This window comes from Mycolicibacterium nivoides (genome assembly GCF_003855255.1).
GTDB lineage: Bacteria > Actinomycetota > Actinomycetes > Mycobacteriales > Mycobacteriaceae > Mycobacterium > Mycobacterium nivoides.
The window spans coordinates 1,829,874-1,841,930 of sequence record NZ_CP034072.1 but is presented as its reverse complement, the minus strand read 5'-3'; the positions used below and the strand labels follow the sequence as shown (position 1 = coordinate 1,841,930).

Here is a 12,057-nt window from a genome sequence, read left to right as displayed (position 1 = left end):
CGCGCAAGGACAGTCAGCCGCGATGACGCGGGTTTTGTTGGTCACCAACGACTTTCCACCGCGTCGCGGCGGTATCCAGTCGTACCTGGAGGCGTTCGTCGGTGAGTTGGTGCGTGCCGGCTCGCACGAGCTCACGGTGTACGCGCCGAAATGGAAGGGCAGCGCTGACTACGATGCCGCCGCCGGGTACCGCGTGGTGCGGCATCCCACTTCGCTGATGGTGCCCGAGCCGACCGTGGCGGCCCGCATGCAGCGGTTGATCGCCGAGAACGACATCGAGACGGTGTGGTTCGGGGCGGCCGCGCCGCTGGCATTGCTGGGCCCGCTGGCCCGGCGAGCCGGTGCCAGGCGCGTCGTGGCGAGCACCCATGGCCACGAGGTCGGCTGGTCGATGCTGCCGGTGGCGCGCAGCGCATTGCGCCGCATCGGAGATGACGCCGACGTCGTGACGTTCATCAGCCGCTACACCCGCGGCAGGTTCGCCTCGGCGTTCGGTCCCTGCGCGGCGCTGGAGCATCTGCCGCCGGGGGTCGACACCGACCGTTTCGTGCCAGATGCGGTGGCCCGGGCCGAGTTGCGTGCTCGCTACGGGCTGGGGCAGCGCCCGGTGGTGGTGTGCCTGTCCCGGCTGGTGCCGCGCAAGGGCCAGGACATGCTCATCCGTGCCTGGCCCGCCATCCGGCGCCGCGTTCCCGATGCGGCGTTGGTCATCGTCGGCGGAGGACCGTATCTACAGAGCCTGCAACAACTCGCGCACACGCACGATGTGGCCGCCGACGTCACCTTCACCGGTGCGGTGCCCGCGGCGGAGCTGCCCGCCCACCATGCGATGGCGGACGTGTTCGCCATGCCGTGCCGTACCCGAGGGGCGGGTCTGGACGTCGAGGGACTCGGCATCGTCTACCTGGAGGCCTCGGCCTGCGGCGTGCCGGTGATCGCCGGAACCTCGGGCGGTGCACCGGAAACCGTGCTGGACGGCCACACCGGCACCGTGGTGGACGGCACCGATGTGGCAGCGGTGGCGACGGCCGTGGGCGACGTGCTGGCCGATCCCGGCCGCGCTGCCGCGATGGGGGTGGCAGGACGCCACTGGGCAGTCGAGAACTGGCAGTGGCGCTCGCAGGGCGCCCGGCTGACCGGGCTGCTCTCGGGCTGAGCCCGCGGGATCAGCCGTAGAGCGCCGCGATGTCGGTGGCGAACTTCTCGGCCACCACCTTGCGCTTGACCTTCAGGGTCGGGGTCAGTTCACCGGTGTCCTCGGTGAAATCGACGGGCAGGATCCGGAACTTGCGGATCGACTCGGCATGCGACACCGCCTGATTGGCCTCCTTGACCGCCAGGTCGATCTCGGCCAGCAGGTCCGGGTCGTCGGACAGATCGCCGACCGAGGCGCCGGCGTCCTTCCCGTTGCGCTGCTTCCACCCGGGGAACGCCTCCGGGTCGATGGTGATCAGCGCGGCGACGAACGGCTGCTGATCACCCACGGCCATGGCCTGGCTGATCAACGGGTGGGCCCGCAGCCGATCCTCGAGCAGCGCGGGTGCGACGTTCTTGCCGCCCGCGGTGACGATGATCTCCTTCTTGCGCCCGACGATGGTCAGGAAGCCGTCGTCGTCGATGGCACCCAGATCACCGGTGTGGAACCAGCCGTCGGAGAACACCGCGTTGGTCTCGGACTCGTTGCCCCAATAGCCGCTGAACACCACACCGCCCTTGACCAGCAGCTCGCCGTCCTCGGCGATACGCATGCTGTTGCCCGGCATCAGCTTGCCGACCGAGCCGACCTTGAGGTCGTTGACCCGGTTCACGGTGATGGCCGCACTGGTCTCGGTGAGGCCGTAGCCCTCGTAGATGCTCAGCCCCACACCGCGATAGAAGTGGCCCAGCCGTGCACCCAGCGGTGCGCCGCCGGAGATGGCCGCCCGGCATTCACCGCCGAGGGCCGCCCGCAACTTGCCGTAGACCAGCTTGTCGAACAGCGCATGCTTGGCGCGCAGCAGCAGGCCGGCGCCACCGGTGTCCTGAGCTTTACTCCACTCGATCGCGGTGTCGGCGGCGATCGAGAAGATCTTGCCCTTGCCGTCGTTGCGGGCGTTCTGCTCGGCGGTGTTGTAGACCTTCTCGAACACGCGGGGCACGGAGACAACGAGCGTCGGCTTGAACACGCCGAACGTCGGAACCAGGTTCTTGATGTCGCTGGTGAAGCCGAGGGTGACCTTGTTGGTGAAGGCCGCGATGGTGATGGCCCGGGCCAGCACGTGGGCCAGCGGCAGGAACACCAGCATCCGCTCACCCGGGGCCAGCTCAGTGGGGAAGCACGCCTTGGCTCCCCGGATCTCGTAGAGCAGGTTCGAGTGGGTCAGCTGGCAGCCCTTGGGCTGACCGGTGGTTCCGGAGGTGTAGATCAGGGTCGCCGGGTCGGCCGAACGGATTCCGGCCAGCCGCTTGTCGAGTTCGGCGGCGTCGGTTGACTTACCGGCTTCGGCCATGGCTTCCAGCGCGGGCGTGCCGGTGCCATCGATCCGCAGCACCTTGCGCAGCTCGGGCAGCTGGCCGCGGAGCTGTTCCACGGTCTCGGCGTGGCCGTCGGTCTCGGCGAAGATGATGCGCGCCGCGGAGTTGTCGAGGACGAACCGCACCTGTTCGGCAGAGGAGGTCTCGTAGATCGGCACGGTCACCGCGCCGACCGACAGGATCGCGAAGTCGATGATCGGCCACTCGTAGCGGGTGGCCGACAGGATCGCCACGCGATCACCGGGCTGGATTCCCTCGGCGATCAGGCCCAGGGCGACCGAACGAATCTGGTCGGCCGCTTCGGCGCAGGTCACGTTGGTCCAGGCGCCGTCGACCAGGCGCCGGAAGATGACGTGGTCGGGGTTGTCTGCCGCGTGCGCGGATACCGAGCTGACGATGCTGTCGTGCTCGTCGACGGCAAATGACGCGGGCACGCTGTACTCCCGCATGAACTCAGGCACGATCTTGCCCTCCAGGCTTGTGGTACCGGCTTTGCGCGTCAGCCTAGTCGGCCCCGGTAGGCAGGCGATCACGCATATGTGAAGCTAGTCCGCGATGAACAGCATTCAGATCGCCGACGAGACATTCGTCTGCGCCGATCCGGTCGCCGTGGGCGCCGCGGTCGCCGATCCCGTCAGCTGGCGGCGGTGGTGGCCCGACCTGGTGCTCAAGGTCGTCGAGGACCGCGCCGACAAGGGCCACCGCTGGAATGTGACCGGTGCGTTGACCGGCACGATGGAGGTCTGGCTGGAGGAGGTGATGGATGGTGTGGTGCTGCATTACTTCCTGCACGCCGAACCGTCCGGCGCCACGGCCAAGCAGTTGGCCGAGATGGATCTGGCAAAGATGAACCACGAACGCCGGGTGGCGGGCAAGGCGATGTCCTTCGGCATCAAGCAGCGGTTGGAGTCGGCTCGCCCTGTCGGGGTGTCCCGACTGGCCTGACCTCTGGCATGTTTGACCGGGTCTATCTGCGGGAGGGTAGATTTCTCGGCGAGAGCCAGGGCACCCCCGCGGGGCGGGGGAAGTAGGGGACCCCCGCGTGCGGGGAGATAGGGCGATGCGGTGGCCGACAAAACGACACAGACCATCTACATCGACGCCGACCCGGTGACGGTGATGGATGTCATCGCCGATATCGCCTCGTATCCGGAATGGGTCGCCGAATACAAGGAAGCCGAGGTCCTGGAGGCCGACGCGCAGGGCAATCCCAAGACCGCCAGGCTGGTGCTCGACGCCGCGGTGCTCAAGGACACGATGGTGCTGACCTACGTGTGGCCCGCGGATCGCACCTCGGTGACCTGGTCGCTGGTGTCCAGTTCGCTGCTGCGGTCGCTGGAGGGGGCATACCGGTTGGCGCCCAAGGGATCCGGCACGGAGGTCACCTATGAGTTGTCGGTCGACCTCGTCATCCCGATGATCGGGCTGCTCAAGCGCAAGGCTGAGCGCAGGCTCACCGACACCGCGCTCAAAGACCTCAAGAAACGTGCCGAGGCTGAGTGACGTCCTCGACTCCTGCGAGGATCAGCCTGTTCGTCGGCAAGGGCGGAGTAGGTAAGTCGACGCTGGCGGCAGCCACCGCGGTTCGCGACGCCGCGTCCGGCCGGCGGGTGCTGATCGTGTCCACCGATCAGGCCCATTCCACGGGCGACGTCCTCGGGATCACGCTCGCTCCCACAGGTCAGCGGGCCCCTACCCGGGTGCTCAGCGATCTTGAAACCGGACTGACCGACGCGGGCGGTGTCCTGGACGCGCTCGCACTCGACACCCTGGCCCTGCTCGGCGCGCGCTGGGTCGAGACGGCCGGCCCGCTGGCGGCCCGTTTCCCCGAGTCTGATCTGGGAGATGTTGCCCCCGAAGAACTTTCGGCGCTACCGGGCATCCAGGAAGTGCTCGGGCTGCACGAGGTGGGCGAGCTCGCCGAATCCGGGCGTTGGGATCACGTGGTGGTGGACTGCGCCTCGACCGCCGATGCCCTGCGGATGCTGACGCTTCCGGAGACCTTCGGCCTGTACCTGGAGCGGGCCTGGCCGCGGCACCGCCGGCTGTCGGGCTCCCAGGATGCGGTGAGTGCGGCCATCGTGACCCTGATCGAACGCGTCGACTCCGGTATCCGCCGGCTCGGCACCTTGCTCACCGACGGGTCCCGGGTGAGTGCGCATCTGGTGCTCACCCCCGAGCGGGTGGTGGCGGCCGAGGCCTCGAGAACCCTGGGATCGCTTGCCCTGATGGGCGTCGAGGTCGCCGAGATCATCGTCAATCAGATTTTGGTGCAGGATGATTCGTTCGAGTACCAGAATCTTCCGGCGCACCCGGCGTTCGACTGGTACACCGAGCGGATCGCCGAGCAGCAGACGGTGCTCGACGAACTCGATGCCGCGATCGGCGATGTGCAGCTGGTGCTCGTGCCGCACGTGCCGGGGGAACCGATCGGCGCCAAGGCGTTGGGGGAGCTGATCGACAGTGCGCGACGGCGTGACGGGTCGCCGCCTCCGGGTCCGCTGCGTCCCATCGTCGACCGCGAGTCGGGGTCTGGACTCGAAGCTGTGTACCGAATGCGGCTAGAGTTGCCGCAGATCGATTCGGCCGGCCTCACGCTCGGTCGCGTAGATGATGACTTGATCATCGGTGTCGCGGGAATGCGGCGCCGGGTGCGGTTGGCCTCTGTCCTGCGTCGGTGCATCGTGACAGACGCGCAACTGCGGGGTAGCGAGCTGACGGTACGTTTTCGTCCGAATCCGGAGGTGTGGCCGGCATGACGGGGTCTCATCCCGAGCTGGGTTCGGAGCTGCGGCAATTGGCGCAGGACATTCTGGATCGGCTGGATCCGGCGGTGCGGTTGGCTGCGGCCAGTTTCGCGGCGTCGGCCGGCGACAGCCCGGGCAAGTGCCAGCAGGTGTGGTGCCCCGTGTGTGCACTGGCCGCGGCAGTAAACGGTGAGCAGCATCCGCTGCTGTCGGTGATCGCCGAGCACAGTGTGGCTCTGCTGACGGTGATCCGCGCGCTTTTGGACGATGGCCGAGCCGATGGGTCCGGCAGTGGTGGGGATAGCGGTCCCGGCGGAGATAGCCCGCCACCTGACGGTGGGCCGGACGCACCGCCGCCGGACGATTACCCGCCGCCGCCTCCTCCCGGTCGCTACCAGCACATCCCGGTCACGGTCGAAGACTGAGGCGTCGCTGAGACTCAGCAGGCATCCAGGGCTTGCTGTGGTAGCCACAACATGGCCTGGGTACAGTTGTCGCAGAGCATTGCGCGGTGCGCACAAGGTGGAGGGTCCATGTGGTATTGGCTGTTCAAGTACATCCTGTTGGGCCCCGTGCTGGCCGTCCTCGGCCGGCCCAAAATCACTGGGCTGGAACATGTTCCGACCGACGGTCCGGCGATCCTGGCCAGTAATCACCTGGCGGTGATGGATAGTTTCTACCTGCCGCTGGTGGTCAGCCGCCGCATCACCTTCCTGGCCAAACAGGAGTACTTCACCGGTACCGGGATCAAGGGCCGGTTCCTGGCCTGGTTCTACACCGTCGTCGGCCAGGTGCCGATCGACCGCACCGACGCGGATTCGGCGCAGGCGGCTCTGACCACCGCCAAGCGCATCCTGGGCGAGGGCAAGCTGCTCGGCATGTACCCCGAGGGCACCCGCTCACCGGACGGCCGCCTCTACAAGGGCAAGACCGGATTGGCCAGGTTGGCCCTGGAGACCGGTGTGCCGGTGATCCCGGTGGCCATGGTCGGCACCGACGTCGTCAACCCGCCGGGGTCGAAGGGGCTGCGGTTCGGCCGGGTCGAGGTCAGGTTCGGCAAGCCCATGGACTTCAGCCGGTTCGACGGCCTGGCAGGTAACCGCTTCATCGAGCGCGCGGTGATCGACGAGGTGATGTACGACCTGATGGACCTGTCCGGCCAGGAGTACGTCGACATCTACGCGGCCGCGATCAAAGAGAGCGCCCAGCAGACCAACGGCCAGTCGGTCGACGCGAGCAAGCCCGCGTCCCGGCTGCCGCACGCCGCAGCGGGTTAGGACGTTTCGCCGCCGCTGAGCGGCACCAGCGGGGTAGCGGTCACCGGGGTCGTGTTGGCGGCCTTGGAAGTCGACACGGCGCCGATGACGACGATGACCGCCAGCGCCCACCACAGGTAGGAATCGCCGGCCAGCTGCCGCACCACCGACGCCGCGGTCTCGTGATGGGGGGTCAACAGCGCGATGGGCGTCCACACCATCAAGGCCAGGCCGATCACCGTCACCGCGGCCAGATACAGCGACGCCAGGTGCGTCTGGCGCATCCGGTAGGCGAGCACACCGGTCACCAACAGGGTGGGCAGTGACCAGACCCAGTGATGCGACCACGACACGGGCGACACCACCAGGCCGAACATCGCCACACAGATCAGTGCGACCACAGGGGCCTCATCGGTTCCGGAGCGCAGGACCCGCCGGGCCGCCCAGACCGTCAGGGCCAGCACCGCGAAGCAGAGGGCCACCCACAACAGGAACCGCGGCCCCTCGGACAGGCCGAGCCGGGCCAGCGTGCCCGCGATGTTCTGGTTGGTGTTGAGCGTGGCAGTCCCGATCCGGTCGGTGTTGCGCACCGTCTCGGTCCAGTACTCGATCGAGTCGGTCCAGGCCAGCACGAATCCGGCGATGGTCGCCACCACTGCGGCCGCGGCGGTCCGCAGCAGAGTGTGGACGTCGCGGCGCAGCAGGAAGTACAGAAGGAAGACCGCGGGAGTGAGCTTGAGGGCGATCGCCAGGCCCAGCAGCACACCGCGTGGCCACGGCGTCCGGCGCGGTACGCAATCGGCGACCACTAGCGTCATCAGCACCACGTTGATCTGGCCGAACTCGAAGTTCGACCGGATCGGCTCCAGCCAGAAGACCGCCGGCACCACCAGCGCGGTCGCCAGCCAGCAGCGACGCAGCCAGGCCGGCTCCGAGGTGATCGTGGTCTCCGGCCACACGTTCAGCCGGGTGAGCACGATGACGATCGAGACGACCAGGAGCGCCAGCGTGGTGGCGGTGATCGCCACACTCGCTGCGGGCAACGACAGCCAGGCGAACGGCGCGAACATGATCGCCGCGAGCGGGGGATAGGTGAACGGCAGGTCGAGGCCGCCCTGGGTGTGGAAAATCGCGCCGTCGGCGTACAGCGCCTGGTTGTCCAACCAGGCCCGTCCGCCCATCCGGTACACGTCGATGTCGATGCGATAAGGCACGTTGCCCAGTAGCCGCCAGCCGACCAGGATCAACCCGGCCACTGTGAGCAACTGAAAAAGCCGCCACCCGATCGTCGGTGCCCAACCAGCCCCGCCGGGCGACTGCCGCTTACTCATGTCCTCAACAGACTATCGGGGGCAACCCCGTGTGGGCGCATCCGCACTCGCGACGCGCGCAGGTCGGCGTAAGTTCTCTGTGCGTGCACGCGACCGTTCACCTCGATTTCCTCACGCGCGATCGCCTGCCGCTGCTGTGCTGCCTGGTGGCGTTCATCCTCACCTTCTTCGTGACCCGCATCGTGGTGCGTTACATCCGCAGGAACGCCGGCAGCGAACGACCGCCCAGGTGGTGGCAGCCCCGCAACATGGGCCACGGTTCGGTGCACATCCACCACATGGTGATCGGCGTGGTGTTGGTGATGGTGTCGGGGGTGACGATGGTGACGCTCGCGGTCAACGGCGGGGTACCGGAGTTCACCGCGGCCGCGGTGTTCTTCGGCATCGGCGCGGCCCTGGTGCTCGACGAGTTCGCGCTGATCCTGCACCTGTCGGATGTGTACTGGGCCGAGGACGGCCGCACCTCGGTGGATGCGGTGTTCGCCGCGGTGGCGGTGGCGGGGCTGCTGATCCTGGGTTTTAACCCGCTGTCATTCTTTGATATCGGTATCTGGCGCGAGGACCAGTCTCTGGCCGTGCGCGCATTCGTGGTCGCGGTGGCGGTGCTGACCCTGGCGCTGGCGGTCGTCGTCCTGCTCAAAGGCAAGGTGTGGACTGGATTGGTGGGCATGTTCATAACCCCGTTGTTGTTCGTCGGGGCGGTGCGGCTGTCGCGGCCGCATGCGCCGTGGGCGCGCTGGCGCTACACCAGCCGCCCCCGCAAGATGCACCGTGCGCTGGAACGGGAGCGCTGGCTGCGCCGGCCCGTCGTGCAGGCCAAGCTGTGGTTGCAGGATGCGATCACCGGCATGCCGAAGATCCCTGACGACGCCGCTGTCGACGCGCAGCTCGACCGGGAGATCCATGCGGCCCCGGCCCCGATCACATCGCCGGCCGCGAAGACAGAGCAGATCGCCTGATGCGCTACTTCTATGACACCGAGTTCATCGACGACGGTCGCACCATCGAGCTGATCTCGATCGGCGTGGCCGCCGAGGACGGCCGCGAGTACTACGCGATCTCGACAGAGTTCAATCCGGACCGGGCGGGTCGCTGGGTGCGCAAGCACGTGCTGCCCAAACTTCCGTCTCCGTCCTCGCAGCTGTGGCGATCACGCCGGCAGATCCGGTCGGAGCTGGAGGACTTCTTCGACATCGACGGCGACGAGCCGATCGAGTTGTGGGCCTGGGTCGGCGCTTACGACCATGTGGTGCTGTGCCAGCTGTGGGGCCCGATGACCGATCTGCCTCCGGCGATGCCGCGGTTCACCCGTGAGCTGCGCCAGTTCTGGGAGGAGCGCGGATCGCCGCGGATGCCCGCCCGGCCGACCGAAGCGCACGATGCGCTGGTCGACGCGCGGCACAACCTGCACCGGTTCCAGCTGATGACGGGTGTGGACCTCACACCCGCGCGAGATCGTGGCATAACACAGCCCTGAAAACCGCCGTTCACCGGCGGCTACCATGAACGGGTGAACTGGACCGTCGACATCCCCATCGACCAGCTGCCGCCACTTCCTCCGCTGACCGACGAGCTGCGTCAACGGCTCGATGTGGCGCTGGCCAAGCCGGCCGTCCAGCAACCCAGCTGGGACCCCGAGGCGGCCAAGGCCATGCGCACCGTGCTGGAGAGCGTGCCGCCGGTCACCGTGCCCTCGGAAATCGAGAAGCTGAAGGGCCTGCTGTCCGACGTCGCGCAGGGCAAGGCGTTCCTGCTGCAGGGCGGTGACTGTGCCGAGACCTTCGTCGACAACACCGAGCCGCACATCCGGGCGAACATTCGCACGCTGCTGCAGATGGCTGTGGTGTTGACCTACGGCGCCAGCATGCCGGTGGTGAAGGTGGCGCGTATCGCGGGCCAGTACGCCAAGCCGCGGTCGTCGGATCTCGACGCGCTGGGACTGAGGTCCTACCGCGGTGACATGGTCAACGGCTTCGCTCCCGACGCCTCGGTCCGTGAGCACGATCCGTCGCGGCTGGTGCGCGCCTACGCCAACGCCAGCGCCGCGATGAACCTGGTCCGCGCGCTGACCTCGTCCGGATTGGCATCTCTGCACCTGGTGCACGACTGGAACCGTGAATTCGTCCGGACCTCGCCCGCGGGCGCCCGCTACGAGGCGTTGGCCGGGGAGATCGACCGGGGCCTGAAGTTCATGTCCGCGTGTGGGGTGGCCGACCGCAATCTGCAGACCGCCGAGATCTTCGCCAGCCACGAGGCGCTGGTGATCGATTACGAGCGCGCGATGCTGCGGCTGTCCGACCCGGCCGAGAACCCGGACGGACCGGCCAAGCTGTACGACCAGTCGGCGCACTACCTGTGGATCGGCGAACGGACGCGTCAGCTCGACGGCGCCCACGTGGCGTTGGCCGAGGTGATCGCCAACCCGATCGGCATCAAGCTGGGGCCGACGACGACGCCCGAACTCGCCGTCGAGTACGTCGAGCGGCTGGATCCCAACAACGAGCCGGGCCGGCTGACGCTCGTGACGCGGATGGGCAACAACAAGGTCCGCGACCTACTGCCGCCGATCATCGAGAAGGTCCAGGCGACGGGCCATCAGGTGATCTGGCAGTGCGACCCCATGCACGGCAACACCCACGAGTCCTCGACCGGGTACAAGACCCGTCACTTCGATCGCATCGTCGACGAGGTGCAGGGGTTCTTCGAGGTGCATCACGCGCTGGGCACCCACCCCGGCGGCATCCACGTCGAGATCACCGGCGAGAACGTCACCGAATGTCTCGGTGGGGCGCAGGACATCTCCGATGACGACCTGGCCGGCCGTTACGAGACCGCATGCGATCCGCGGCTCAACACCCAGCAGAGCCTGGAGCTGGCGTTCCTCGTCGCCGAGATGCTGCGCAGCTAGCGCGATTTCGGGCGGATCGGCCGGCTAGAACAGCGCGCCGACGTTGCTGCCGAGCGTCCAGGCTGCGGCCGCGACCAGGCCGGTCAACGTGAGTATCGCGATCACCCAGAATGCGAGCACCCGTTTGGCGCGCTGGCGGGCCCAGTAGAACTCGCTCAGCTCGATACCGGCGAATTGGCCTGCGCCGAGAGAGTATTCAGCGGGATCGGCTGGGACCGGTGCCCAGTCGTGCTGGTCCCGGGTGATCTCACGAGTGGGCTGGCGCGGCGCAGGGGCCACCGGGGGTGCCGGCGGGGAGGTCGGTGCGGCCGTCACGAGCGTGGTGGCCTCGACACCGGCACCGTCAGGTTCCCCGAGATCATGCACGCGGGTGGCGGCCAGGTGCTGCGCCGAATACTGCGGTGCGGGCACCCGGAACGCGGGCAGGCCGAGGTCGTCGACGATCTGGAGCAGTTCGGCCCGCATGTCGTTGGCGTCGGCGAATCGCTGCCCCGCGTCGCGTGCGGTGGCCCGGCGCACGAGCCGGTCGAATTGTGTTGGCACCCCAGCGATTACCGAACTGGGTGCGGGCACGTCATTGTCCATGCGCTGGTAGGCCACCGTGAGTGCCGAGTCGCCGGTGAACGGCGTGGCGCCGGTGAGCAGTTCGTAGGTGAGGATGCCGACGGCGTACACATCGCTGCGTGGGTCGGCATCGCCGGTGCTGACCTGCTCGGGGGACAGGTAGGCGGCCGTGCCAAGGATCACGCTGGTCGATGTGATCTTGGCCTCGGCGACGGCACGCACCAGACCGAAGTCGGCGATCTTCACCTCGCCGTCATCGGAAATCAGCACGTTCTCGGGCTTGATATCGCGGTGCACCAGCCCGGCCCGGTGGGCCACCGCGAGGCCGCCGAGCACCGGTGCCAGGACGGCGGCGACCGCGTGCGGGGGCATGGGGCCGCGTTCGGCCAGCAGTTCGCGAAGTGTGCCGCCCTCGATCAGTTCCATCACCAGGAACGGCGGCTGACCACCAGGGCCTCCTCCGCCCTGGTCGTAGACCGCCACCAAACCGGGATCCTTCAACCGGGCCACGGCCTTGGCCTCGCGGCCGAACCTGGTCAGGAAATGGCTGTCACCGCTGTAGCGGGAGTCCATCACCTTCAGCGCCACGGGACGGTCCAGACGGACGTCGAGGCCACGGTAGACCGTGGACATGCCACCGGTGGCGATGGGCGTGTCCACGCGATAGCGCCCGTCGAGCATGGCGCCGACGAGTGGATCCGATTGCTGCTCCACCGGACACATGTTACGAGTTGCGG

General features: G+C 67.8%; 12 protein-coding genes. 9 read left to right on the top strand and 3 right to left on the bottom strand.

The window, feature by feature from the left end:
• Nucleotides 1–22 precede the first annotated feature (22 nt).
• Nucleotides 23–1,156, top strand: a complete 1,134-nt coding sequence (gene pimB, locus EH231_RS08780; protein WP_090431239.1) for a GDP-mannose-dependent alpha-(1-6)-phosphatidylinositol monomannoside mannosyltransferase — start codon at nucleotides 23–25, stop codon at nucleotides 1,154–1,156.
• 10 nt (nucleotides 1,157–1,166) lie between these two features.
• Here pimB and EH231_RS08775 read toward each other — a convergent pair whose 3' ends face one another.
• On the bottom strand, nucleotides 1,167–2,963 hold the full coding sequence (locus EH231_RS08775) for an AMP-dependent synthetase/ligase (protein ID WP_124714220.1): 1,797 nt from the start codon (nucleotides 2,961–2,963) through the stop codon (nucleotides 1,167–1,169).
• Nucleotides 2,964–3,069: 106 nt separating this feature from the next.
• On the opposite strand from EH231_RS08775, the gene EH231_RS08770 reads away from it, so the two are divergent.
• The 5 genes from EH231_RS08770 (at nucleotide 3,070) to EH231_RS08750 (ending at nucleotide 6,538) form a co-directional block, all read left to right on the top strand.
• Nucleotides 3,070–3,459: a polyketide cyclase / dehydrase and lipid transport gene (locus EH231_RS08770; protein WP_090431237.1), complete on the top strand. Its 390-nt coding sequence runs from the start codon at nucleotides 3,070–3,072 to the stop codon at nucleotides 3,457–3,459.
• Nucleotides 3,460–3,579: 120 nt separating this feature from the next.
• Nucleotides 3,580–4,017 (top strand): SRPBCC family protein, encoded by a 438-nt coding sequence (locus EH231_RS08765; RefSeq protein ID WP_090431235.1) that lies wholly within the window; start codon nucleotides 3,580–3,582, stop codon nucleotides 4,015–4,017.
• Nucleotides 4,014–5,273, top strand: coding sequence for an ArsA family ATPase (locus EH231_RS08760; protein WP_090431233.1), 1,260 nt, complete (start codon nucleotides 4,014–4,016; stop codon nucleotides 5,271–5,273). Before EH231_RS08765 ends, EH231_RS08760 begins: the two co-directional genes overlap by 4 nt.
• The gene (locus EH231_RS08755) at nucleotides 5,270–5,686 is read left to right on the top strand and encodes a hypothetical protein (RefSeq protein ID WP_090432111.1); all 417 of its coding nucleotides are present in this window, start codon (nucleotides 5,270–5,272) and stop codon (nucleotides 5,684–5,686) included. Before EH231_RS08760 ends, EH231_RS08755 begins: the two co-directional genes overlap by 4 nt.
• A 108-nt stretch (nucleotides 5,687–5,794) precedes the next feature.
• Nucleotides 5,795–6,538: a lysophospholipid acyltransferase family protein gene (locus tag EH231_RS08750; RefSeq protein WP_090431231.1), complete on the top strand. Its 744-nt coding sequence runs from the start codon at nucleotides 5,795–5,797 to the stop codon at nucleotides 6,536–6,538.
• On the opposite strand, the gene EH231_RS08745 is transcribed toward EH231_RS08750, so the two are convergent.
• On the bottom strand, nucleotides 6,535–7,848 hold the full coding sequence (locus tag EH231_RS08745; RefSeq protein WP_124712238.1) for a glycosyltransferase 87 family protein: 1,314 nt from the start codon (nucleotides 7,846–7,848) through the stop codon (nucleotides 6,535–6,537). The genes EH231_RS08750 and EH231_RS08745 overlap by 4 nt on opposite strands.
• A gap of 83 nt (nucleotides 7,849–7,931) precedes the next feature.
• Between EH231_RS08745 and EH231_RS08740 the strand changes: the two genes are divergently transcribed.
• From EH231_RS08740 to EH231_RS08730, 3 genes are read left to right on the top strand one after another with little or no spacing between them, the layout of a single operon-like run.
• Nucleotides 7,932–8,807: a hypothetical protein gene (locus EH231_RS08740; protein ID WP_124712237.1), complete on the top strand. Its 876-nt coding sequence runs from the start codon at nucleotides 7,932–7,934 to the stop codon at nucleotides 8,805–8,807.
• Nucleotides 8,807–9,325, top strand: coding sequence for a polyadenylate-specific 3'-exoribonuclease AS (locus EH231_RS08735; protein ID WP_090431225.1), 519 nt, complete (start codon nucleotides 8,807–8,809; stop codon nucleotides 9,323–9,325). The genes EH231_RS08740 and EH231_RS08735 overlap by 1 nt, the downstream gene beginning before the upstream one ends.
• A 33-nt stretch (nucleotides 9,326–9,358) precedes the next feature.
• The gene (locus tag EH231_RS08730) at nucleotides 9,359–10,756 is read left to right on the top strand and encodes a class II 3-deoxy-7-phosphoheptulonate synthase (RefSeq protein WP_090431223.1); all 1,398 of its coding nucleotides are present in this window, start codon (nucleotides 9,359–9,361) and stop codon (nucleotides 10,754–10,756) included.
• 24 nt (nucleotides 10,757–10,780) lie between these two features.
• Here EH231_RS08730 and EH231_RS08725 read toward each other — a convergent pair whose 3' ends face one another.
• Complete coding sequence (locus EH231_RS08725) at nucleotides 10,781–12,043, bottom strand: protein kinase domain-containing protein (RefSeq protein ID WP_164480814.1); 1,263 nt, start codon at nucleotides 12,041–12,043, stop codon at nucleotides 10,781–10,783.
• Nucleotides 12,044–12,057 lie beyond the last annotated feature (14 nt).

Coding starts and splice junctions, on each gene's coding strand:
- pimB (WP_090431239.1), top strand. CDS start 23: ATGACGCGGGTTTTGTTGGTCACCAACGACTTTCCACCGCGTCGCGGC.
- EH231_RS08775 (WP_124714220.1), bottom strand. CDS start 2,963: ATGCGGGAGTACAGCGTGCCCGCGTCATTTGCCGTCGACGAGCACGAC.
- EH231_RS08770 (WP_090431237.1), top strand. CDS start 3,070: ATGAACAGCATTCAGATCGCCGACGAGACATTCGTCTGCGCCGATCCG.
- EH231_RS08755 (WP_090432111.1), top strand. CDS start 5,270: ATGACGGGGTCTCATCCCGAGCTGGGTTCGGAGCTGCGGCAATTGGCG.
- EH231_RS08750 (WP_090431231.1), top strand. CDS start 5,795: ATGTGGTATTGGCTGTTCAAGTACATCCTGTTGGGCCCCGTGCTGGCC.
- EH231_RS08745 (WP_124712238.1), bottom strand. CDS start 7,848: ATGAGTAAGCGGCAGTCGCCCGGCGGGGCTGGTTGGGCACCGACGATC.
- EH231_RS08735 (WP_090431225.1), top strand. CDS start 8,807: ATGCGCTACTTCTATGACACCGAGTTCATCGACGACGGTCGCACCATC.
- EH231_RS08725 (WP_164480814.1), bottom strand. CDS start 12,043: ATGTGTCCGGTGGAGCAGCAATCGGATCCACTCGTCGGCGCCATGCTC.